Here is a 22,531-nt window from a genome sequence, read left to right on the forward strand (position 1 = left end):
TAAGATATAACCGCTATTTCATTAATACATTTTTGTATTTGTTTAATTCTTTTAAAGCAATACCAGTTCCACGAACAACAGCTCTTAAAGGGTCTTCAGCGACATATACGGGTAAATCTGTTTTTCTAGACAAACGTTTGTCTAAACCTCTTAGCATAGAGCCTCCTCCTGCAAGATAGATTCCGGTATTGTATATATCAGCAGCTAATTCTGGTGGAGTTTTAGATAAAGTTTCCATTACAGCATCTTCAATTCTTAAAATTGATTTATCTAGTGCTTTAGCAATTTCTCTAAAGGAAACTTGAACTTGTTTTGGTTTTCCACTTAACAAATCTCTACCTTGGACTAGCATTTCATCTGGAGGAGTTTCTAAATCTTCTGTTGCGGCACCAATTTGAATTTTGATTTTCTCAGCAGTAGTTTCCCCAACATGTAAATTGTGTTGGGTACGCATATAATACATAATATCACTGGTAAATAAATCTCCAGCAACTTTTACAGATTGGTCGCAAACAATACCTCCAAGAGCTATTACTGCAATTTCTGTTGTTCCTCCACCTATATCAATGATCATATTACCTTTTGGCTCCATAATGTCTATTCCAACACCAATTGCTGCTGCCATAGGTTCGTAAATTAAATAGATTTCTTTAGCATTCATGTGTTTTGCAGAGTCACGTACAGCTCGCTTTTCTACTTCAGTAATTCCAGAAGGAATACATATTACCATTCGTAATGCTGGTGGAAATAATTTCTTTTTTATGGATGGAATTTGTTTTACAAATTCTTTAATCATCTGTTCAGAAGCTTCAAAATCTGCAATTACTCCATCTTTTAAAGGACGTATAGTTTTAATATTTTCATGGGTTTTTCCTTGCATTAAATTGGCTTCTTTACCAATAGCAATAATGTTACCAGAAATTCTATTTCTTGCAACAATAGAAGGACTATCAATAACCACTTTTCCGTTGTGAATTATCAATGTATTTGCGGTTCCTAAATCAATCGCAATATCCTCCGTCATAAAATCGAAAAAACCCATAAAATATCTTTGTTGTTTTATTTTTGATGTATTCTTACAAACTTACTAAATTTCTGTTTGCGAATTACATATAATTTATTAATGTTTAAAATGTCTCGTGCCTGTCATTACCATTGATAAATCATTGTCATTGCAATAATCTATACTCAATTGATCTTTAATAGAGCCTCCTGGTTGGATAACACTTTTGATTCCAGCTTTATCTGCAATTTCCACACAATCTGGAAATGGAAAAAATGCATCACTTGCCATTACAGCACCGTTTAAATCAAAGTTAAAAGAATTTGCTTTTTCTATAGCTTGATTTAAGGCATCAACTCTACTAGTTTGCCCAGTACCACCTGCTAATAATTGTTTGTTTTTTACTAAAATAATAGTGTTAGATTTTGTGTTTTTACACAATTTAGAGGCAAACAATAAATCATCTAACTCTTTTTTAGTTGGTTTATTGTTAGTTACATATTTTAAACCTTCTAATTGATCTGTAATATTATCTTTATCTTGAACTAAAGTACCATTTAAACAAGTTCTTACGGTTGTAGTTGGTAATTCAACGTCTTTTTGAACTAGAATAATTCTATTTTTCTTTCCTTTTAAAATGGTTAAAGCTTGATCAGAAAAAGAAGGAGCTATAACAACTTCACAAAATAAAGAATGAATTTCATTTGCAGTTGATGCATCAATCTCTGTGTTTGCAATTAAAATACCACCAAAAGCAGAAACTGGATCTCCAGCTAAAGCATCAACATAAGCCTGTTTAATAGTCTCTCTTTGTGCGAAACCACAAGCATTGTTGTGTTTTAAAATAGCAAAAGTGGGTGCTTCTCCTTTAAACTCTTCAATTAAATTTACAGCGGCATCTACATCTAAAAGATTGTTGTAGCTTAATTCTTTTCCGTGTAATTTGTCGAACATTGCTTCTAAATCTCCAAAGAAATATCCTTTTTGATGAGGGTTTTCTCCATATCTAAGAGTTTTTGAAGTTTGTTCGCTTGCTTTGTAAACTACTTCATCTTCATTAAAATAATTGAAAATTGCCGTATCGTAATGAGAAGAAATATTAAATGCTTTTGCAGCAAATTTCTTTCTGTCAGAAATAGAAGTTTCCCCATTGTTTTTAGAAATAAGAGATAAGAAATCTTCATATTGATCCATTGAAGAAACAATAATTGTATCTTTAAAATTTTTAGCAGCAGCTCTTATTAGAGAGATTCCGCCTATATCAATTTTTTCTACAATATCTTGCTCTGGTGCACCAGAAGCAACAGTTTTTTCAAAAGGATATAAATCAACAATAACTAAATCTATTTGCGGAATATTATATTCAGTCATTTCTGCAACATCACCTTTATGATCTTGTCTATTTAAAATTCCTCCAAAAACTTTTGGATGTAACGTTTTAACTCGTCCTCCTAAAATAGAAGGATAAGAAGTAACTTCTTCTACAGGAATAACGTCAATTCCAAGCTCTTTTATGAAATTTTCTGTCCCTCCTGTAGAGTAGATAGTTACATTTAAGTCGTTTAATTTTTTTACCAACGGTTCTAAACCGTCTTTGTGAAATACCGAAATTAATGCGGATTTGATTGTTTTTGAAGTGCTCATTTAGTGTTGTCTTGTTAAGATTACAAATTTAGTAAAAGCAATCTTGTAAGACAATAAAAGATAATAACAAAAACGATAAAAAATTAACAACTATTCCACCTGAATTCTAGTTTTAAAATTCTCTACCAGAGTGGTGTAGTTTCTGGGAGTTCTCCTATCTTGTTTTTTGTTTAAGAAAGGAAGCATTTTTAATAAAATGCTATTGGATTGTTTTCTCATAATTAGGGGGTTTAAAAATTAAAAACTAAAAAAAAAACTATTCAGCATTTTCAATAAAATCTCTAAACCAATTGACAAATTGATGGAGAAATAATTGATTTTTAATGCTGTATCTTTGACTGAAGTTGCTCGATGCAACTAACGATGTAGTATGTTCTTTATTCATTACTTAGGGGTTAATGATTAATAGAATTAATTAAATTCGTTAAAATATTACAACAAACATAAAAAAAAAACTAATAATATGCAATTTTAGTTTAAAATACTTGAAACTTTTTCACAAACATATTCTAAAATTTCTTCATCTTTAATCGTAAAAGTGTTAGCAATATGAGAGTCTATATCTATCTGACCTATATTTTCTCCATCAACAAAAATTGGGACTACGATTTCTGATTTTACTTTCCAACCACACGAAATATAGTTGTCTTGCTCACTAACATCTTGTACAACAAAATTTTGATTAGAAATTGCAACTTGTCCGCAAATACCTTTTCCAAAAGGGATAATAGTGTGTTCGGTTTCTTCTCCTGTATATTGTGCCAATTTTAATTCTTTTTTATCACCGTTTTTAAAATAAAAACCTACCCAATCATAATAAGAGATTTCATTTTCTAAATAATCACAAATAGCTTGAAGCTTATTATCTATAGAAGAATTACTGTTTATTATTTTATCTATTTGTACTTTTAGAGTTTCTATATTCATTTTGTATATTCGTTATATAAATAGGTTGCTAAATTAAATTAAAATTCATTGTGAAAAAACATAAAAATATTGTCGTTTTTTTGATTAAGTTTTTTGCTACGTATTTTATATTAGTAACCATTTATAATTTTTACTTACAAAATTCTCAACAAAAAGAAGGAGGGTTTAAAACAGCTTCAATTACAACGTTAGTTGCGCATCAAACAGAAAGTTTATTAGAGTTTTTTGGGTATCATGTAGATGCTTTACAGCACAAAAAAGAATTGTCTGTAAAACTTTTAATAGAAAATCAATATACGGCAAGAGTTATAGAAGGATGTAACTCTATAAGTGTTATTATTTTATTCATAGCTTTTATTGTTGCATTTTCTGGTTCAATTAAAGCTACAGTTCTTTTTTCTCTTTTTGGGGCATTATTTATTTACACAATAAATGTTGTTAGAATTGCTTTTCTAACAGTTTTAATTTATAAATACCCAGAAAGACAAGAGTTTTTACATAATTTAGTTTTTCCAGCTATAATTTATGGGTGTGTTTTTTTACTTTGGGTAATTTGGGTGAATAAGTTTTCAAATTATAAAAAATGAACAAGTATTTAAAGATTTTTTTCTTGATTTGTCTTTTTCTATTACTTTTTCTAATTAGAGGTTTTTCTGATGAATTATTTTACGACCCACTAATTATTTATTTTCAAAATGATTATTTGTATACTCAAATGCCTCAAATAAATGTTTGGCATTTAATTGTAGATATGCTGTTTAGATATGTTTTAAATTCTTTAGTTTCATTAGGTATTATCTGGGTTTTATTTGAAAGAAAAGATTACTTAAAATTTACAGGTTTTTTTTTAATGTTGGCTTTTATGATATTGATAATCTTATTCGTTTTTTTACTTAAAGATAAATTCGAGTCGGGATATTTATTACCTTTTTATGTAAGACGATTTATTATTCATCCAATATTCTTATTATTACTTTTACCTGCATTTTATTATCAAAAATTAAGCAACAGGTAATTTTAACACCATTTTAGATTTTCTTATTGTAAATTTGCATCAGAAATGAAACAGAACCTATCTAAAATATCTTCTTTTTTATTGGCGCTTTTAGTGTTGTTTTCTACTTTTTCTTTCACTGTAGAAAAACATTATTGTGGTGAGTTTTTAATGGACGTTTCTTTTACTGGTGATGCAGATGATTGCGGAATGAAAATGGAAGCAAAAGCATTAGCAAAAAAGAAAAGTTGTTGTAAAGATGAAATTCATAAAATAGAAGGTCAAGATGAATTGCAACAATTTTCTTTCGATGATTTCGATTTAGATAAACAGCAGTTTGTTGCTGCATTTGTTATTTCTTATCAAGATTTATTTCTTAAAAATGAATCTAAAAAAACGTATTATAAAGACTTTTCTCCTCCTGATATACCCAAAGATTATCAGGTTTTATACCAATCTTTTTTAATTTGATTTTATTTTTTAACACCTCATATTCATCTTTTTAGGTGGAAAACAGTCATGTTGAATAATAATAATCAAAACAATGAAAAAAATAATTATAAGTAGTTTTTTGCTATTTATTCCGCTCATAATATTCTCGCAAACAACGTTTAAAGGAATGATTATGGATAAAAATAATCCAAAAGATAATTTAGGAGTTGAAGGTGCCAGTGTACATTGGCTCAATACAAATGTTAGTGCAATAACTAACAAAAAAGGATGGTTTACAATCCCATATAAAAAAGATTACAAGAAGTTAATAGTGAGTTATTTAGGTTTTAGAACAGATACAATTACTGTAACTAGTTTAAAGCCAATTCATCATTTTTTAACTCCACAAAGCGAGTTGGATGAGGTTACAATAAGAACTCAAAAGAAAGCCACTTTTAGATCTACATTAACTACTACTAATATGTTTACTGTAAATTCTGAGGAATTACTAAAAGCGGCTTGCTGTAATTTGGCAGAAAGCTTTGAAACAAATCCTTCTATAGATATTAGTTTCTCGGATGCGTTAACAGGAACAAAACAGATACAAATGTTGGGCTTAACAAGTCCGTATTTGTTAATCACACAAGAAAACATTCCTTCAGTTAGAGGCGCTTCTCAAGTTTTCGGACTCACATTTACTCCAGGAACTTGGGTAGAGAGCATTCAGATTACAAAAGGAGCAGGTTCTGTTGTCAACGGTTTCGAAAGTATTTCTGGTCAGATAAATGCAGAATTGGTAAAACCTTTTTCCGATGATAAATTCTTTTTAAATGCTTACTCTTCTTTAAACGGTAGATTGGAATTAAATACACATTTTAATCAAAGAGTATCAGAAAAATGGCAAACAGGTTTATACATTCACGGAAATTACAGAGGTCAAAAATTTGATAGAAACAAGGATAATTTTTTAGATATGCCCTTATCTAATCAAATTAATGTGATGAATCGTTGGCAATTTACAGATGCAGAAAAAGGTTGGGTAAGTTTTATAAATGTTCGTTTTTTAAATGATGAAAAACAAACAGGTGAACTTAATTTTAATCCAGCTATAGATAAAGGAACCACAAATGCCTGGGGAAGTGAGATAGAAACAAAACGATTTGATACTTCTGCAAAACTTGGGTACGTTTTTCCTGAGTTGCCATTTCAAAGTATTGGTTTTCAAATGGCGTATAGCAATCATCAACAAGATTCTTATTTTGGTTTAAATGGTTATGATATCAATCATCAAAGTGTGTATTCTAATCTAATTTTTAACTCAATTATTGGAGATACTAGAAATAAGTTTAAAACGGGTTTAAGTTTTACCTATGATAAATATGATGAGCTTGTCAATGCAAATAATTTTGATAGAATAGAAAACTCATTGGGTGCTTTTTTTGAATATGGATTTGACAATTTAGAGAACTTTAGTTTTACTGCTGGAATTAGAATTGATACTCATAATTTATTAGGAACATTTTTAACTCCGCGTTTACACTTAAGATATGTTCCTTGGGAAAACGGTGTTTTTAGAGCTTCTGTTGGTAGAGGGAAAAGAAGTGCGAATATTTTTGCCGAAAATCAACAATTGTTTGCAAGTTCAAGGCAAATTAATATAGATAATTTAGGTGGAAATATTTACGGATTAAACCCAGAAATAGCTTGGAATTACGGAGTTTCTTTTATGCAGAAATTTAATTTATTTGATAAAAAAGGAGATGTTACATTCGATTTTTATCAAACGGATTTCCAGAATCAAGTTGTGGTTGATTGGGAAAATCCTCAAGAAGTTTCTTTTTATGATTTGAATGGTAAAAGTATTGCCAATAGTTTTCAAGTAGAATTAAATTATAACATTGCACCTTTTTTTAATTTAAGAACGGCTTATAAATATTTTGATATTTCTGTAGATTATAAAAATGGCAACTTGCAGAAACCGATTCAGCCTCAAAACAGATTTTTTGCAAACCTTTCTTATGAAACATCAGAAAAGGAAAATGCTGCCAAATGGAAGTTTGATGTTACTTTTAATAGCATAGGAAAACAGCGTTTGCCTATTACGAGTTCAAACCCTGTTCAATATCAATTGCCTGAGTATTCTAACTCTTTTCAGTTGTTGAATTCTCAAATCACAAAGGTGTTTTCAAATAAATTTGAAATATATTTAGGTGCGGAAAATTTAACAAATGTGCAACAGAAAAATCCTATTTTAGCAAGTGATAACCCTTTTGGTTCAAATTTTGATACCACAATTGTATATGCGCCTATTTTTGGACGCGCAATTTATACAGGATTAAGATTTAAAATTAAATAATCCACATAGTGGAGTTTTCTATAAAATAAAATTATTTTATCATTCCTATAAAGATAGGAACTTAAAAAAAACAATAAAAAATGAAAAAAATAGTATTTATATTCAGTTTGTTCTTGATTGGTTTTTCAACACAATCACAAGAAATAAAAAAGAAAAAAAACGCAAAAGTTACTTTTGAAGTTGATGGTATTTGCGGAATGTGTAAAAAGCGTATAGAAACTGCAGCTCTTAAAACTAAGGGAGTAAAGTTTGCACTTTGGAGTACAAAGACACATCAATTAAACCTAATTATGGATGAACGTAAAACAGATGTTTCAACAGTTCAAAAAAATATTCTAAAAGTTGGACATGATGTGATTTTAGATGAAAATAAAAAATTAGAAGCAAAAACGGAAGCTTATAACTCTGTACATCCTTGTTGTAAATATAGAGATGAAGAAATTGTTTTAGACCACACTGGTGGGTTGAAAAAACAAAAGAAAAAAAATTAATTTAGAAAGTAAGTATCAATTGTCAATAATAAAAAATCCGATAGAAATTTCTATCGGATTTTTTTATTAAGATTTCTCCATAAAATCGAAATGACAAGTATGTGAGAAAAATACTTCATCTGTAGCGATTCGCTACTACATCATTCCTGGCATTCCACCACCCATTGGAGGCATTCCTCCACCAGCAGGAGCATCTTCTTTAATATCAACTAAAGCACACTCAGTAGTTAAAATCATACCAGCAACAGAAGCAGCATTTTCTAAAGCAACTCTAGTTACTTTTTTAGGATCGATAATTCCAGCTTCAAGCATATCTACATATTGATCAGACTTAGCATCATAACCAAAATCTTTTTTACCTTCTAATACTTTATTGATGACTACAGAACCTTCACCACCAGCATTTTCTACAATAGTTCTTAAAGGAGATTCAATTGCTTTGTTTACAATCTGTACACCTGTAGTTTCGTCTAAATTATCAGTAGTTAATTTCTCTAAAACTTTTTTAGCACGCACTAAAGCAACACCACCACCAGCAACAATACCCTCTTCAACTGCAGCTCTCGTAGCATGTAAAGCATCATCAACTCTATCTTTCTTTTCTTTCATTTCTACTTCAGAAGCAGCACCAACATATAAAACTGCAACACCACCAGCTAATTTAGCCAAACGCTCTTGTAATTTTTCTTTATCGTAATCAGAAGTAGTAGTTTCTATCTGTGCTTTAATTTGATTTACTCTTGCTTTTATAGCTTCAGCATCACCAGAACCATTTACAATTGTAGTATTGTCTTTATCAATAGTTACAGTTTCTGCAGTTCCTAATAAATCTAATGTTGCATTTTCTAGAGAGAATCCTCTTTCTTCAGAAATTACTGTACCACCAGTTAAAATTGCGATGTCTTCTAACATTGCTTTTCTTCTGTCTCCAAAACCTGGAGCTTTTACAGCAGCAATTTTTAATCCTCCTCTTAATTTGTTAACTACTAATGTTGCCAATGCTTGTCCATCCACATCTTCAGCAATAATTAATAAAGGTCTGCTAGATTGTGCAACTGGTTCTAAAATTGGAAGAATTTCTTGTAAGTTAGAAATCTTTTTATCAAATAATAAAATGTATGGATTTTCTAAATCAGCAATCATTTTATCAGCATCAGTAACAAAGTAAGGAGATAAATAACCTCTGTCAAATTGCATGCCTTCCACAACATCTACATAAGTATCTGTTCCTTTTGCTTCTTCTACGGTAATTACACCTTCTTTACCAACTTTTCCAAAAGCAGTTGCAATTAAATCACCAATAACAGCATCGTTATTTGCTGAAATTGATGCTACTTGTTGAATTTTATCAGAAGAATTACCAACTTTTTGAGTTTGTTTTTCTAAGTCTTCTGTGATAGCAGCAACTGCCTTGTCAATTCCACGCTTTAAATCCATTGGATTTGCACCAGCAGCAACATTTTTCAATCCTTCTTTTACAATTGCTTGTGCTAAAACAGTAGCAGTTGTAGTTCCATCACCAGCTAAATCATTGGTTTTAGAAGCAACTTCTTTTACCATTTGAGCTCCCATGTTTTCGAGCTCGTTTTCTAATTCTACTTCTTTTGCAACAGAAACACCATCTTTTGTAACAGTTGGTGCTCCAAAAGATTTAGAAATAATTACGTTTCTTCCTTTTGGACCTAAAGTTACCTTTACAGCGTTTGCTAATGCATCGACTCCACGTTTTAAGCCATCTCTAGCTTCTATATCAAATTTTATATCTTTTGCCATTGTTTTTATTTTTAACTTTTAGCTATTAGCACTTGGCTTTTCGCTAAAATAGTTTGATTTAAATTTTTTAATATTTTTTGCTGAAGGCAAATAGCCAAAAGCAAATAGCTTATACTTATATAATTGCTAAAATGTCGCTTTCGCGCATCATTAAATAATCAGTTCCTTCTAGTTTTAAATCAGTTCCACCGTATTTACTATATAAAACTGTATCACCAACTTTAACGGTTAAAGGTTCATCTTTTTTACCATTTCCAACGGCTACAACAGTTCCTTTTTGTGGTTTTTCTTTTGCGTTGTCTGGAATTATTATTCCAGAAGCTGTTTTAGTTTCTGCTGGAGCAGGTTCTACAAGAACTCTGTCTGCTAAAGGTTTAATGTTTACACTCATTTTTATATAAATTTTTGATTTAATAAATTAATTTTTACGTGTACAATTTGTCAGAAATTATGCCATTGCTTAAAAACTGACAATTTTTCTTGGAATGATTTTATCTTTAAATTTTGCGAATAAAAAAATGCCAACGTGTCATTTTCGTTGGCATTTTTTATGTTTTTAGATGCTAAATTTAGATACTGTCTTTCGTATTTGAAGGAGTTGTATTTTCTATTGGAGTTGTAGTTTCAACTCCATCTAACGTATTGTCTAATTTAAAGTTGCTGTCTCCTTCTCTAGGGATAGCAAAGTTTGCTAACAAAATTAATGCAAACATTGCAATCGCTAAAGTCCAAGTGGTTCTATCTAAAAAGTTATTTGTGTTTTGCACGCCACCTAAAGATTGAGCTCCACCACCACCAAAAGAAGAAGATAAACCCCCACCTTTAGGATTTTGAACCATAACAATTAAGATTAATGCGATTGCAACAATCAAAATTAGGATTAAAAATGCTGTATAACTCATAATTTATTTTTTTGTAAAATTTGTACTCTTTTAATTTGGTCTGCAAAGAAACCACTTTTTTCTGGATATTTCAAACTTAAAATTCGATAAGCTTGTATTGCGTTTTCATACTTTTTTTGCTCTAGATAAACTTTAGCTAAAGTTTCTGTCATTAAAGCTTCATCTTGCTTGTTTTTTGAAACTGGTACAACAATATTTTTATCTTTAGGTAAAGGTTCTATCTTAGGATTTTTTTCAATGAATTTATCAATTAATTCTTCTTTCTTTGGAAGTAAATCAGTTGGTTTTCTTTTTTCTCTAAGAATAGGTTTTTTTCTAGATAATTGTAACCATTCACCAAAAGAATGACTTTCTGTAGAAGTAAAAGAAATTGGTCTTCCAATATTTAATTCTTCCTTAATTTCAGTGATTGTTTCTTTAAAAGATGTTGTTTTTTCTTCTGATATTTTATCGTTAATTTGTTGATGAATATCTTCTTTTTGAAGATTAAAATTATTTGAAGTTATAAAATTAAATAAAACGGTTCTGTCTGTTGTATAGGCTGCTGTTGTTTTTAATTCGTTATTGTATTTAAAACTATCTTGGTTTTTTAAACCTTTTAAATACAAAGCTCTTGCTGCTTGGAAATAGGGGTGTTTCTCGACAATAGATTTTAATTCAACAGTTTCTAACTGCTGAATGTTTTTTTTCTTTTCTAATATTTCTATGAATGTGTTTTCTTTCAATTTCTTCTAACTTCTAACTTCTAACCAATTTACCATTTTGCTACTGAAGCATTAAAAATATCTTGTGTAATTCTTTCTAAAATTTCTTCTAAAGCCGTTTCTAAAACACCTCCTGTTAGTTGTGCTGTAGCATCGACATCAGAATAAAAAGAGAATTGTTTTTCAAAATCGTCTTTTTCATTTAACTTATTTACAAAACGAACATTTACTGTAACTGTTAATCTATTCTGGGCTGCAGTTTGATTAGCAGAAGCACTCATTGGGTTTATTCTATAATCGGTTATTTCGCCGCTAAAATACAAATCACCATTAGAGTTTACTAAAGTTAAATTGGTTTGACGTGTAAATAAATCTTGTAGATTTTGTGTAAAAGTTTGACTTAAAGTGGGTTCTACTAGAGGTGCTTGATTTGGAAAAAAATCAATTTGAATGGTTTTTGCGGCACCTGTATTTCCTCCGGTAAAAGAGTAGGCTCCGCAACCAACTAAGAATAATGTGCTAATAGAAAATAAAATTATAAAAGTTATTTTTTTCATCAATTTACAAATCGTATTGTTTAATTTTTCTATACAAAGTTCTCTCAGAAATTCCTAACTCTTTAGCGGCTAACTTACGTTTATTGTTGTTTTTTTCTAAAGACTTTTTAATCATTTCTATTTCTTTGTCTTGTAAAGATAAAGATTCATCTTCCTCTATAGTCTCAATAAAATCATAATCTTTTTCTGCTGAGGTTTCTTGAGGTATATTTAAAACTTCAACATTTGTATTCTGAGTTTCTTGATTTCTGTAGATTTTCTCAATCAATTGGTGATGTTCTTCTTGCACTTCTTCTACATTACCAGTCTTCATTAAATCTAAAGTTAGTTTCTTTAAATCGTTGATGTCATTACGCATATCAAACAGAATCTTGTACATGATATCACGTTCTGTAGAAAAATCATTTTCTTTTTTACCACCAACTATTGCTGGTAGATTTCCATTATTATTTGGAAGGTATTGTTGTAATTTTGAAGCAGAAACTGTTCGGTTTTCTTCAATTACAGAAATTTGTTCAGCCAAGTTTTTTAACTGACGAATGTTTCCTGGGAAGCGATAATTTAGTAATACATTTACTGCATTTTCATCCAATCGAATAGAAGGCATTCTGTATTTCTGAGCAAAATCTGATGCAAATTTTCTAAACAACAAATGTATGTCTTCATTACGTTCTCTTAATGCAGGTAAATGAATTTCTACGGTGCTTAATCTGTAATACAAATCTTCTCTGAATTTTTCTTTTTCAATCGCAGATTGCATATTCACGTTAGTGGCAGCAACAATTCTAACATTTGTTTTTAATACTTTTGATGAACCTACTTTTATGAATTCACCATTTTCTAAAACACGTAGTAAACGCACTTGAGTGGTTAGTGGTAATTCTCCAACTTCATCTAAAAAAATGGTTCCACCATCAGCTACTTCAAAATATCCTTTTCTGTCTTGTGTTGCGCCTGTAAAAGCTCCTTTTTCGTGACCAAACAATTCACTGTCAATAGTCCCTTCAGGAATCGCACCACAGTTTACTGCAATATATTTTGCATGTTTTCTGTGAGATAAAGAATGTATAATTTTTGGAATATTTTCTTTACCAACACCACTTTCTCCAGTAACCAAAACAGAAATATCAGTAGGAGCAACTCTTACTGCTTTTTCTAAAGCACGATTTAGGTGAATATCGTTACCGATAATTCCAAAACGTTGTTTTAAAGCTTGTAAATTTTCCATTTTTCTTTTAGTTTCATAGTCACAAAGATTCAAAGTTTCAAATTAAGTACCCATACTTATCATTGAGGCTTTGACCCTTTGCAACTTCGTTGCTTATTTCTCTATATATTCAGAAACGCCTTTTTCTTTGTTTCCATTTAGCCATTGCCAATTCAATTTTAAAAGCATTTTATTTTCTTTTGTGTAACTGATTTTTGCAATTGCTGTTCCAGCTTTTAATTCGTTTTCTGATGTAACACATTGATACAGCATATGTAAAATGTCATTATCAAGTGTTGCAATTATTTTTCCGTATTTTATAGTTCCTCCAGAATAATCAGCAGTCACTACGTTTTCTTTTTGTTGATATTTAAAAACGGTGTCAGCGTTTACTTTTCCACTTTCAGAATTTTCTACTAAATAAAAAGTCTTATTATGAAAATTAAATGCACTCATTTTTAATTATTATCAGAATACCCAACAGCTTTACCAATTAAGGTAGCAGATGTACAATCTTCAATCTTAACATTCACAAAATCACCTAATTGATAATGTTCTTTAGGAAAAACTATTACAGTGTTTTGTGTATTTCTTCCTTTCCACTGATTTGGGTCTTTCTTAGAAGTTCCTTCAATCAAAACTTCCTCGGTATTTCCTAAATGTTGTTTAGTTCTATATAAAGCGTGTTTTTGTTGTAAATCGATCACTTCTGTTAAACGACGTTTTTTTACATCATTTGGAACATCATCATCCATTTTTTTTCCTGCTAAAGTTCCAGGTCTTTCAGAATAAGCAAACATAAAACCAAAATCATATTTAACGTATTCCATCAAATCTAAAGTATCTTGATGATCTCGCTCAGTTTCTCCACAAAAACCAACAATCATATCTTGTGATAAAGCCATTTCCGGAATTATCTTGTAGATATTATCTACTAACTCCATATACTCTTCACGTGTATGTTGTCTATTCATTGCTTTTAACATGGCATTACTTCCACTTTGCACAGGTAAGTGAATGTATTTGCAAATGTTTTTATGTTTTGCCATGGTATGAATCACGTCTAAACTCATATCTTGAGGATTAGAAGTTGAAAAGCGAAAACGTGTTTTTGGGAATTGAGTTGCACACATATCTAACAATTGTGCAAAATCAACTGCTGTAGCTTGCGCCATTTCTGAAGCTTTGTTGAAATCCTTTTTCAAGCCTCCTCCATACCATAAAAAACTATCTACATTTTGTCCAAGTAGTGTAATTTCTTTGAAGTTTTGATCAACCATTGATTGAATTTCGGCTAAAATACTTTTTGGATCACGACTTCTTTCTCGTCCACGTGTAAAAGGAACCACGCAAAACGTACACATATTATCACAACCTCTAGTAATCGATACAAATGCAGAGACTCCGTTAGAATTTAAACGAACAGGAGCAATGTCTCCATACGTTTCTTCTTTAGATAAAATGACGTTTACAGCATCTCTACCTTCGTTTACTTCTTCTAATAAATTTGGTAAATCTTTATAGGCATCAGGTCCAACAACTAAATCAACAATTTTTTCTTCTTCTAAAAACTTTTCCTTCAATCGTTCTGCCATACATCCTAAAACGCCAACCTTCATTTTCTTGTTAGACTCTCGTTTTACACGATTGTATTTTTGCAATCTTTTACGAACGGTTGTTTCTGCTTTTTCACGAATAGAACAAGTATTTACCAAAACCAAATCAGCTTCTTCTAAAACTTGAGTTGTATTGTAACCTTGTTTATCTAAAATTGCAGCAACAATTTCACTATCATTCATATTCATTTGACAGCCATAGCTTTCAATGAATAATTTCTTTGAGTTTTCTTTTTTATTTTCGGTTACAAGCGCCTTTCCTTGTATTTTTTCGTCGATAATTTTTTCTACGTGTTCCATCTTTCAATTTATCATTTGAAGGTGAGCAAAGATACAACCAAATTTGAATTTTTATGACAAATTGGCAGAAAATATAATGTTGTAATTCTGTTAATTATTCATTGAAAATTCAAGAAAAAATTTTTTTTCACAAAAAACTGACTACTTTTGCAAACCAAAATAGTGCATTTTTAAAGCGTTTTAGCGACAAAAGAAAGATAAATGGCAAAGAATTTAGTAATAGTTGAGTCACCTGCAAAAGCAAAAACTATCGAAAAATTTCTTGGAAAAGATTTTCAAGTAGAATCGAGTTATGGACATATTGCAGACTTACCATCCAAAGAATTAGGAATAGATGTAGATGGAGATTTTAGTCCAAAATACATTATTTCTGATGATAAAAAACCCGTCGTTAAAAAATTAAAAACCTTAGCTAAGAAAGCAGAAACGGTTTGGTTAGCAAGTGATGAGGATCGTGAAGGAGAAGCTATTGCGTGGCATTTAAAAGAGCAGTTAGATTTAAAAGACGAAAACACAAAACGTATTGTTTTTCACGAAATTACTAAGAAAGCTATATTGAAAGCAGTTGAAAATCCTAGAGATATCGACTATAATATGGTAAATGCACAACAAGCTCGTAGAGTTTTAGATAGATTAGTAGGTTATGAGCTTTCACCTGTTTTATGGCGTAAAGTTAAAGGAGGTTTATCTGCAGGAAGGGTTCAATCTGTGGCTGTAAGATTAATTGTTGAAAGAGAAAGAAGTATTCAAGAATTTAAAACAGAAACACATTATAAAGTAGTTGCAGAATTTCTGAACAATGAAGGAAAGAAATTTAAAGCTACAATTCCAAAGAATTTCGATTCTAAAACAGCAGCAGAAGATTTTTTAAAATCTTGTGCAAATGCTGATTTTTCTATTGCAGATTTAACAAAAAAACCAGCAAAAAAATCACCAGCAGCACCATTTACAACATCAACTTTACAACAAGAAGCATCTCGTAAATTGGGTTATCCAGTGGGTAAAACAATGCAAGTTGCTCAACGTTTATATGAAGCGGGTTTGATTACCTATATGAGAACAGATAGTGTAAATTTATCTGTGGATGCTAGAAATGAAGCAGAAGAAGAAATTGTAAATTATTATGGTGCTGAATATAGTAAACAACGTGTTTTTAAGTCGAAAGCAAAAGGAGCTCAAGAAGCGCATGAAGCTATTCGTCCTACAAATATGAAAATGCATTCTATTGATACAGAATATGATAAAAATAGATTGTACGATTTAATTTGGAAAAGAACCTTAGCATCGCAAATGAGTGATGCGCAATTAGAAAGAACTAACGTAAAGATTGAAAACTCTAAAAATGATAAAATCTTTACTGCGAATGGAGAAATGATAAAGTTTGACGGGTTCTTAAAAGTATATTTAGAAGGAACAGATAACGAAGATGAAGAGCAAGCAGGTATGTTGCCTAACTTAAAGATTGCGGATGAATTATCTTACAGTTTTATAAATGCAACACAACGTTTTACAAGTCCACCTTACCGCTTTACAGAAGCTTCTTTGGTAAAACAATTAGAAGAATTAGGTATTGGTAGGCCGTCTACATACGCACCAACAATTTCTACAGTTCAAAGAAGGGGATATATAGAAAAAGGGCAAGATGAGGGTAAAGAAAGAAATTACGAGCAGTTAATTTTAACTGATGGAGCTATAAAAAGTGAGTCTTTAACAGAAAAAACGGGTTCGAATAAAAATAAGTTAGTTCCTACTGATATTGGGAATATTGTAAATGATTTTCTGGTTGCTAATTTTTCTAATATTTTGGATTTTGGTTTTACTGCCAAAGTAGAAAATTCTTTTGATGATATTTCTGAAGGTGATGAAAATTGGATAGAAATGATAAAAGATTTCTATACAAAGTTTCACGACAATGTTGAGGATGTAAAAGAAAATGCAGAAAGAGAGAGTGGAGAAAGAATTTTAGGAAAACATCCAGTTTCTGGTAAAACAGTTTTAGTACGTCTAGGTAAATTTGGTCCTATTGCTCAAATTGGTGCACCAGAAGACCAAGAAAAGCAGTTTGCGAGCTTAAATAAAGATCAGCATTTAGGAACAATTTCGCTTGAAGATGCTTTAAAGTTATTTCTGTTGCCAAAAACCTTAGGCACTTATGAAGGCGAAGAGGTTGTTGTAGCTAATGGACGTTTTGGACCTTATATTCGCTTTGGAAAAATGTTTGTCTCTTTAGATAGAGGAGAAAATCCAATGGAGGTTGATTTAGAAAGAGCGCAAGAACTAATTGTAGCAAAACAAAAAGCAGATGCTCCTATTTATCATTATGAAGAATTGCCTGTACAAAAAGGAGTTGGGCGTTTTGGCTCTTTCTTAAAATGGAATGGAATGTTTATTAACGTAAACAAAAAATACGATTTTGATAATCTTTCAGATAATGATATTGTTACTTTAATTGAAGAAAAGAAACAGAAAGAAATTGATAAAGTAATCCATAATTGGGAAGACGTTGGTATTAGGGTAGAAAAAGCAAGATGGGGAAGATTTAATATTTTAAAAGGAAAAATTAAGATTGAACTACCTAAGACAACCAAAATAGAAAAACTTTCTAAGGAAGAAGCAGTCAAGATGATTGAAGCAAAAACGCCTAAGAAAAAAGCAACTAAAAGAAAAACTACCAGTAAAAAAACTACCAAAAAGAGATAAGTATTTCTTATATTGCATTCGTTTTTAAAAAAAATTGATGAACCAAGATTTTTTAACCCCTATAAAAGATTCGGTTGTAGCACATTTAGTGTTGCAGTCTTCTTTATGCTTTGGTGAAAAAATTAGGTTTTACTCTTCACAAGATGGTTTTCCAGATTTAGAAAATGTGAAAATTGCTATTTTCGGTGTTCAAGAAGATAGAAATTCAGAAAATAATTTTGGTTGTGGAGAAAATCTGCATTTTATCAGAAGAAAATTGTATGCTTTATTTCCTGGAGACTGGCATACTGAAATTGCAGATATAGGAAATGTACTAAAGGGGAATTCGGTAACAGATACCTACTTTGCTGTATCAGAAATTATTACAGAGTTACTCAAAAAAAATATTATTCCCATAATTATAGGCGGAGGTCAAGACATAACTTATGTTAATTATAGGGCTTACGATACGTTAGAACAATCTGTTAATATCACAGCAGTAGATAGTCGTTTTGATTTAGGTAATTTGGATGATGAACTAACCTCTCAATCTTATTTGAGCAAAATTATAATGCAAGAGCCAAACAATTTATTTAATTATTGTAATGTCGGTTTCCAAACATATTTTAATGCGCAAGACGAGATAAAATTATTAGATAATTTATTTTTTGATGCGTATAGATTAGGAAACGCAAAAGAATTAGAAAATATTGAGCCGGCTTTTAGAAATGCAGATATTGTTTCCATCGATTTAGGCTCTGTTAGACAAAGTGAAGCTCCTGCTAATAACAACGCATCTCCAAATGGTTTTTATGGTGAAGAAATTTGCGCCATTTCAAGATATGCTGGTTTAAGTGATAAAGTGTCTTCTTTTGGAATTTATGAATACAATTCTAAATTAGACAATAATCACCAAACTGCCAATTTGATTGCACAAATGATTTGGTATTTTATAGAAGGTGTAAATTTTAGAGTTAAGGATTACCCTTTTTCAGGTAAAGAAAATTATCAGAGATTTACAGTTTTACTAGAAAATGATGATCCGCTAATATTTTATAAAAGTAATAAATCTGGGAGATGGTGGATGGAGATAAATATTTTATCAGATAATAAATACAAAAGACATGCGTTAATACCATGTACATATAAAGATTACACTGACGCCACAACCAATCAAATTATACCAGAAAAGTGGTATAAAGCGATGAAGAAATTGGTGTAATTAATTAAATATTTAAAATAGTAAGTTAAATTCAATTTGAAGATTGTTTTTTAACGAAAAAAATAATAGGTTTACGAACTTTTTAGTAAAGATATATTAGAATATGAAGAAAGCAGCAATATTTGCACTTTTAATAGTTGTTATTTACAGTTGTGGTTCCAATGATAGAGGTGAATTAGTAGGTGTTAAAGCCAAAAAGAAGTGGTTCTCTGAAAAACCATTTGGTATGGCACTAATTCCTGGGGGTTCTTTTACAATGGGTAAGCAAGATCAAGATGTTTTGGGAGGGATGAATACTCCGCCAAAAACAGTTACGGTAAGACCTTATTATATGGATGAAACTGAAATTACAAATAACGAATATAAAGAATTTGTATATTGGGTTAGAGATTCTATAGTTAGAACTAGGTTAGCCTACCAACAAGAATTTGCAGAAATGTCTGTTAACCCAGATCCAAATGGTACAGCACCATCTGGAGGAATTCATGAATTTAAGTTTGCAGTTGCAGATACAACTGATGCTAGTGCTTATCAAAAGTACATGTACGAGAATTATTGGAGCTTAGGGGATGGTATTGACTCTATAAAACCTTTAAATTGGGGGCCTGAGATAATTTGGGAAAAAGAAGATTTTCCGGATTTAGATTATGTAGAAGTTATGGATTCTCTATACATAAGTAGAGAAGAAGCTATAGATGGAGTAAGAACTTTTAATACTAAATTTTTAAAGTACAGGTATTCTTGGTTTGACAGAGATAATGCTGCAAGAAAAGGTGGAAATAGAAAGGATTTTGTTAAAACAGAGGTTTTAAATATTTATCCAGATACTACTGTTTGGGTAAAGGATTTTAATTATTCCTACAATGATCCAATGCATCAAGATTATTTTTATCACCAATCTTATGGTGACTACCCTGTAGTAGGAGTTACTTGGGGACAAGCAAATGCTTTTTGTAATTGGAGAACAAAAAAGAAAAATGACTACTTAAGAGGAAGGAAGAATGCAACATCTGTTCCTGATTTTAGATTACCAACCGAAGCAGAATGGGAATATGCTGCCCGTGGAGGCTTAGAGTTTGCAACATACCCATGGGGTTCTGGAGGTACGACGAGTGATAGAGGTTGTTTCTTGGCAAATTTTAAACCAGTAAGAGGTAATTATGCTGTTGACGGAGCGTTATATACAATGGAAGCTAAGTCGTTTAATGCAAATGATTATGGTTTGTACAATATGGCAGGTAATGTTTCTGAATGGACAAATACAGCCTATAATTTATCTTCATACCAAATGGCTTCTACAATGAATCCGAATGTAGAAGATAGAAAAAATAAAAGAAAAATAATTAGAGGTGGTTCATGGAAAGATGTAGCTTATTTTCTAGAAGTTGGTTCTAGAGATTATGAATATGCTGATACAGCAAGAAGTTACATTGGCTTTAGAACTGTTCAAAATTACATAGGTACATCAAATAAATAAAAAAAATAAAATTAGGAAAAATATTATGGCACAATCAAGATCTTACAAAAAAACAATGAATTTCGTTTACGGAATGGGAGCAGCAGTTGTTATTATTGGAGCTTTATTTAAAATTCAACACTTTTCAATTGGTCCATTAACAGGAGGGCTAATGTTAACAATAGGGTTAGTTACAGAGGCAATTGTTTTTGCAATTTCTGCTTTTGATACACCAGAAGATGATTTTGATTGGTCTAAAGTTTATCCCGAATTAGGTGAAGATGGATTAGAATCTCAAACTGAAAGTACTCAAGGTTTGTTATCTCAAAAATTAGATAACTTATTGCAAGAAGCAAATATTGATGCAGGTTTAATGGAAAGCTTAGGTAATAGTATGAAGAATTTTCAAGGAGCTGCTGAAGGTTTGTCTGCGGCATCAGAATCTATTTCTTCTACAAATAAGTACAATGAACAAGTATCTATGGCAGCTGCTCAAATGGAAACATTGAATAACCTATACAAGGTTCAAGTTGAAAATGCAGATAAACAAACAGAATTGAATACTGCAGTGGTAGAAAATACAGAAAAACTAAAAGAACAAATGGAGTCTTTAGCACAAAACTTATCTTCTCTAAATGGGGTGTATGGTGGAATGCTTTCTGCAATGTCAAAATAATAATTAGTTAAACTAATATAATATTAACATTAAAAACTAATTAGAATGGCAGGAGGAAAAATGTCCGCAAGACAGAAAATGATAAACCTAATGTATCTTGTGTTTATTGCAATGTTAGCAATGAATATGAGTAAAGAGGTTTTATCTGCTTTTGGATTTATGAACGAAAAGTTGACTGAAAATAATATTTCAACTACAGTTAAAAATAATGATGCTTATACAAATTTAGCAACTAAGGCTTCAGAACAAGCTGCAAAGTTTGGACCATTGAAAATTCAAGCGGACAAAATTAAAAAAGCTTCATCTGATTTTTATACATATTTAGAAGATTTAAAAATCAAAATGACCGCTGATATTGAAGATAAGACTGATTACGAATCTATGGATAAGACAGCTTTTTTAGATGAATACTTCTTTAAAGGAGATAAGTATACTAAAGAAGGTCAAGATTTTATAGATAGAATTAATGGTTATAGAAATAATTTAATTACTATTTTAGGAAACGATAGTAAGTTTGCAAACGTTATAAACAAACGTTTTAGTACGGACCCTGTTGTACCTAAAAAGAAAGATGGTTCTAAAAAACCAAGACCTTGGTTAGACTATCGTTATAAAGGTTTTCCTCTTGTTGCGTCATTAACAAATCTTACTCAAATGCAAGCAGATATCAAAAATACCGAAAGTGATATTGTTACAGATTTGTTAGGAGGACAATTGGAAAGTGAAGTTTCTATGACCAATTATAATGGTATTGTTAAACTAGAGAAAAATGCTTTTTACCCTGGTGATGAAGTTGTTGGGACAGTTGTTTTGGGAAGAGAAGATCCAAGTTTAAAACCAAGTAGAGTTGTTTTAGATGGAAAGCCTTATGATAATTTTAAAGAAGGAGCTGTTAATCTTAATTTAAGAGCTGGTAATGTTGGTGATAAACAGATAAAAGGAACTATTTATTTTATGGAAAATGGTGAAGAAGTTCCTGTACCTTTCAGTACTTCATATTCTGTGATTTCTAAACCAAATTCTGCTGTTGTTTCTGCTGATAAAATGAATGTTGTATACAGAGGTGTTCAAAACCCTTTAACTATCTCAATTCCTGGTGTGCCAGCTAATTTGGTAAAAGCTTCAGCACCTGGTTTAAGACAAGTAAAAGGTAGTAGTTATACCATAAGCCCCAAAGGAGGTAATGAAGTTACAATTAATGTTTCAGGAAAATTACAAGATGGTACTCCAATAAAAACCCCTAAAACATTTAGAATCAAAGATATTCCAGCTGCTATGGCAAGCGCTAGAGGACAGTATGGTATTGTTCCAATGCCAAAGACGAGTTTAGGAAGAACACCTATTGGTGCTGGTTTACCAGATTTTGTCTTTGATTTAAAATTAAAAGTAAATAGTTTTAAAGTCAAAGTACCTGGACAAGTTACTGTTTTAGTTAACGGAACAGTTTTTAATGCGAGAGCTAAAAAAGCGTTATCTAAAGCAAAGAGAGGCGATGTGGTTACTATTTTTGATGTAAATGCATCTATTGTTGGTAATTCTTCTTACAAATTAAAAAAAGTTTTACCTGTAAGTATTCAAATTACAAATTAGAA

General features: G+C 30.9%; 22 protein-coding genes. 10 read left to right on the forward strand and 12 right to left on the reverse strand.

Annotated elements, in window-relative coordinates:
- Positions 1–13 precede the first annotated feature (13 nt).
- The 4 genes from DIS07_RS11895 to DIS07_RS11905 form a co-directional block, all read right to left on the reverse strand.
- Entirely contained in the window at positions 14–1,042 is a 1,029-nt protein-coding gene (locus tag DIS07_RS11895) for a rod shape-determining protein (protein WP_109405479.1), read from the reverse strand.
- A gap of 78 nt (positions 1,043–1,120) precedes the next feature.
- A complete protein-coding gene (purH, locus tag DIS07_RS11900) occupies positions 1,121–2,647 on the reverse strand; it encodes a bifunctional phosphoribosylaminoimidazolecarboxamide formyltransferase/IMP cyclohydrolase (RefSeq protein WP_109405480.1) in 1,527 nt (508 codons plus the stop codon).
- A 256-nt stretch (positions 2,648–2,903) separates the two neighbouring features.
- Positions 2,904–3,032, reverse strand: coding sequence for a hypothetical protein (locus tag DIS07_RS15220; protein ID WP_262503146.1), 129 nt, complete (start codon positions 3,030–3,032; stop codon positions 2,904–2,906).
- A gap of 86 nt (positions 3,033–3,118) precedes the next feature.
- Positions 3,119–3,574 (reverse strand): GAF domain-containing protein, encoded by a 456-nt coding sequence (locus DIS07_RS11905; RefSeq protein ID WP_109405481.1) that lies wholly within the window; start codon positions 3,572–3,574, stop codon positions 3,119–3,121.
- A gap of 50 nt (positions 3,575–3,624) precedes the next feature.
- Here DIS07_RS11905 and xrtF point away from each other — a divergent pair, with 50 nt between their 5' ends.
- The 5 genes from xrtF to DIS07_RS11930 all read left to right on the forward strand — a co-directional run bounded on the left by xrtF (position 3,625) and on the right by DIS07_RS11930 (position 7,847).
- On the forward strand, positions 3,625–4,161 hold the full coding sequence (gene xrtF, locus DIS07_RS11910) for an exosortase family protein XrtF (RefSeq protein WP_109405482.1): 537 nt from the start codon (positions 3,625–3,627) through the stop codon (positions 4,159–4,161).
- Positions 4,158–4,589 carry an exosortase F system-associated membrane protein gene (locus tag DIS07_RS11915; RefSeq protein ID WP_109405483.1) on the forward strand — a complete coding sequence of 144 codons (432 nt, stop codon included), beginning with the start codon at positions 4,158–4,160 and terminating at the stop codon, positions 4,587–4,589. The genes xrtF and DIS07_RS11915 overlap by 4 nt, the downstream gene beginning before the upstream one ends.
- Before the next feature lie 45 nt (positions 4,590–4,634).
- The gene (locus tag DIS07_RS11920) at positions 4,635–5,039 is read left to right on the forward strand and encodes an HYC_CC_PP family protein (RefSeq protein WP_109405484.1); all 405 of its coding nucleotides are present in this window, start codon (positions 4,635–4,637) and stop codon (positions 5,037–5,039) included.
- Between the two features lie 73 nt (positions 5,040–5,112).
- The gene (locus DIS07_RS11925) at positions 5,113–7,356 is read left to right on the forward strand and encodes a TonB-dependent receptor (protein ID WP_109405485.1); all 2,244 of its coding nucleotides are present in this window, start codon (positions 5,113–5,115) and stop codon (positions 7,354–7,356) included.
- An 80-nt stretch (positions 7,357–7,436) separates the two neighbouring features.
- The gene (locus DIS07_RS11930; protein WP_109405486.1) at positions 7,437–7,847 is read left to right on the forward strand and encodes a heavy-metal-associated domain-containing protein; all 411 of its coding nucleotides are present in this window, start codon (positions 7,437–7,439) and stop codon (positions 7,845–7,847) included.
- 135 nt (positions 7,848–7,982) lie between these two features.
- Here the strand turns inward: DIS07_RS11930 and groL are convergent, their stop codons facing one another.
- From groL to miaB, 8 genes are all read right to left on the reverse strand, one after another.
- Positions 7,983–9,620 (reverse strand): chaperonin GroEL, encoded by a 1,638-nt coding sequence (gene groL, locus DIS07_RS11935; RefSeq protein ID WP_109405487.1) that lies wholly within the window; start codon positions 9,618–9,620, stop codon positions 7,983–7,985.
- 115 nt (positions 9,621–9,735) lie between these two features.
- Complete coding sequence (locus tag DIS07_RS11940) at positions 9,736–10,011, reverse strand: co-chaperone GroES (protein WP_109405488.1); 276 nt, start codon at positions 10,009–10,011, stop codon at positions 9,736–9,738.
- Positions 10,012–10,189: 178 nt separating this feature from the next.
- Positions 10,190–10,522 (reverse strand): preprotein translocase subunit SecG, encoded by a 333-nt coding sequence (secG, locus tag DIS07_RS11945; RefSeq protein WP_109405489.1) that lies wholly within the window; start codon positions 10,520–10,522, stop codon positions 10,190–10,192.
- The gene (locus DIS07_RS11950) at positions 10,519–11,247 is read right to left on the reverse strand and encodes a hypothetical protein (protein ID WP_109405490.1); all 729 of its coding nucleotides are present in this window, start codon (positions 11,245–11,247) and stop codon (positions 10,519–10,521) included. The genes secG and DIS07_RS11950 overlap by 4 nt, the downstream gene beginning before the upstream one ends.
- Positions 11,248–11,276: 29 nt before the next feature.
- Positions 11,277–11,783, reverse strand: coding sequence for an LptE family protein (gene lptE, locus DIS07_RS11955; protein WP_109405491.1), 507 nt, complete (start codon positions 11,781–11,783; stop codon positions 11,277–11,279).
- Positions 11,784–11,787: 4 nt separating this feature from the next.
- Complete coding sequence (locus DIS07_RS11960; protein ID WP_109405492.1) at positions 11,788–13,011, reverse strand: sigma 54-interacting transcriptional regulator; 1,224 nt, start codon at positions 13,009–13,011, stop codon at positions 11,788–11,790.
- A 93-nt stretch (positions 13,012–13,104) separates the two neighbouring features.
- Positions 13,105–13,446, reverse strand: coding sequence for a hypothetical protein (locus DIS07_RS11965; protein WP_109405493.1), 342 nt, complete (start codon positions 13,444–13,446; stop codon positions 13,105–13,107).
- 2 nt (positions 13,447–13,448) lie between these two features.
- Complete coding sequence (gene miaB / locus DIS07_RS11970) at positions 13,449–14,906, reverse strand: tRNA (N6-isopentenyl adenosine(37)-C2)-methylthiotransferase MiaB (RefSeq protein WP_109405494.1); 1,458 nt, start codon at positions 14,904–14,906, stop codon at positions 13,449–13,451.
- A gap of 201 nt (positions 14,907–15,107) precedes the next feature.
- Here miaB and topA point away from each other — a divergent pair, with 201 nt between their 5' ends.
- The 5 genes from topA to porM all read left to right on the forward strand — a co-directional run bounded on the left by topA (position 15,108) and on the right by porM (position 22,529).
- Positions 15,108–17,606 (forward strand): type I DNA topoisomerase, encoded by a 2,499-nt coding sequence (topA, locus tag DIS07_RS11975; RefSeq protein ID WP_109405495.1) that lies wholly within the window; start codon positions 15,108–15,110, stop codon positions 17,604–17,606.
- 37 nt (positions 17,607–17,643) lie between these two features.
- On the forward strand, positions 17,644–18,807 hold the full coding sequence (locus DIS07_RS11980; RefSeq protein ID WP_109405496.1) for a formimidoylglutamase: 1,164 nt from the start codon (positions 17,644–17,646) through the stop codon (positions 18,805–18,807).
- Between the two features lie 103 nt (positions 18,808–18,910).
- The gene (gene porK, locus DIS07_RS11985) at positions 18,911–20,284 is read left to right on the forward strand and encodes a T9SS ring complex lipoprotein PorK/GldK (RefSeq protein ID WP_109405497.1); all 1,374 of its coding nucleotides are present in this window, start codon (positions 18,911–18,913) and stop codon (positions 20,282–20,284) included.
- A gap of 25 nt (positions 20,285–20,309) precedes the next feature.
- Positions 20,310–20,939: a type IX secretion system motor protein PorL/GldL gene (gene porL, locus DIS07_RS11990; RefSeq protein ID WP_109405498.1), complete on the forward strand. Its 630-nt coding sequence runs from the start codon at positions 20,310–20,312 to the stop codon at positions 20,937–20,939.
- A 45-nt stretch (positions 20,940–20,984) separates the two neighbouring features.
- Complete coding sequence (gene porM / locus DIS07_RS11995) at positions 20,985–22,529, forward strand: type IX secretion system motor protein PorM/GldM (protein WP_109405499.1); 1,545 nt, start codon at positions 20,985–20,987, stop codon at positions 22,527–22,529.
- Positions 22,530–22,531: the final 2 nt, after the last annotated feature.

The sequence above is a fragment of the Polaribacter aquimarinus genome (assembly GCF_003129485.1).
Lineage (GTDB): Bacteria > Bacteroidota > Bacteroidia > Flavobacteriales > Flavobacteriaceae > Polaribacter > Polaribacter aquimarinus.

Excerpts from the sequence above, each read along its gene's own strand:
- DIS07_RS11895 (WP_109405479.1), bottom strand. The coding sequence starts at position 1,042 with ATGGGTTTTTTCGATTTTATGACGGAGGATATTGCGATTGATTTAGGA.
- purH (WP_109405480.1), bottom strand. The coding sequence starts at position 2,647 with ATGAGCACTTCAAAAACAATCAAATCCGCATTAATTTCGGTATTTCAC.
- DIS07_RS15220 (WP_262503146.1), bottom strand. The coding sequence starts at position 3,032 with ATGAATAAAGAACATACTACATCGTTAGTTGCATCGAGCAACTTCAGT.
- DIS07_RS11905 (WP_109405481.1), bottom strand. The coding sequence starts at position 3,574 with ATGAATATAGAAACTCTAAAAGTACAAATAGATAAAATAATAAACAGT.
- DIS07_RS11915 (WP_109405483.1), top strand. The coding sequence starts at position 4,158 with ATGAACAAGTATTTAAAGATTTTTTTCTTGATTTGTCTTTTTCTATTA.
- DIS07_RS11920 (WP_109405484.1), top strand. The coding sequence starts at position 4,635 with ATGAAACAGAACCTATCTAAAATATCTTCTTTTTTATTGGCGCTTTTA.
- DIS07_RS11925 (WP_109405485.1), top strand. The coding sequence starts at position 5,113 with ATGAAAAAAATAATTATAAGTAGTTTTTTGCTATTTATTCCGCTCATA.
- DIS07_RS11930 (WP_109405486.1), top strand. The coding sequence starts at position 7,437 with ATGAAAAAAATAGTATTTATATTCAGTTTGTTCTTGATTGGTTTTTCA.
- groL (WP_109405487.1), bottom strand. The coding sequence starts at position 9,620 with ATGGCAAAAGATATAAAATTTGATATAGAAGCTAGAGATGGCTTAAAA.
- DIS07_RS11940 (WP_109405488.1), bottom strand. The coding sequence starts at position 10,011 with ATGAGTGTAAACATTAAACCTTTAGCAGACAGAGTTCTTGTAGAACCT.
- secG (WP_109405489.1), bottom strand. The coding sequence starts at position 10,522 with ATGAGTTATACAGCATTTTTAATCCTAATTTTGATTGTTGCAATCGCA.
- lptE (WP_109405491.1), bottom strand. The coding sequence starts at position 11,783 with ATGAAAAAAATAACTTTTATAATTTTATTTTCTATTAGCACATTATTC.
- DIS07_RS11960 (WP_109405492.1), bottom strand. The coding sequence starts at position 13,011 with ATGGAAAATTTACAAGCTTTAAAACAACGTTTTGGAATTATCGGTAAC.
- DIS07_RS11965 (WP_109405493.1), bottom strand. The coding sequence starts at position 13,446 with ATGAGTGCATTTAATTTTCATAATAAGACTTTTTATTTAGTAGAAAAT.
- miaB (WP_109405494.1), bottom strand. The coding sequence starts at position 14,906 with ATGGAACACGTAGAAAAAATTATCGACGAAAAAATACAAGGAAAGGCG.
- topA (WP_109405495.1), top strand. The coding sequence starts at position 15,108 with ATGGCAAAGAATTTAGTAATAGTTGAGTCACCTGCAAAAGCAAAAACT.
- DIS07_RS11980 (WP_109405496.1), top strand. The coding sequence starts at position 17,644 with ATGAACCAAGATTTTTTAACCCCTATAAAAGATTCGGTTGTAGCACAT.
- porK (WP_109405497.1), top strand. The coding sequence starts at position 18,911 with ATGAAGAAAGCAGCAATATTTGCACTTTTAATAGTTGTTATTTACAGT.
- porL (WP_109405498.1), top strand. The coding sequence starts at position 20,310 with ATGGCACAATCAAGATCTTACAAAAAAACAATGAATTTCGTTTACGGA.
- porM (WP_109405499.1), top strand. The coding sequence starts at position 20,985 with ATGGCAGGAGGAAAAATGTCCGCAAGACAGAAAATGATAAACCTAATG.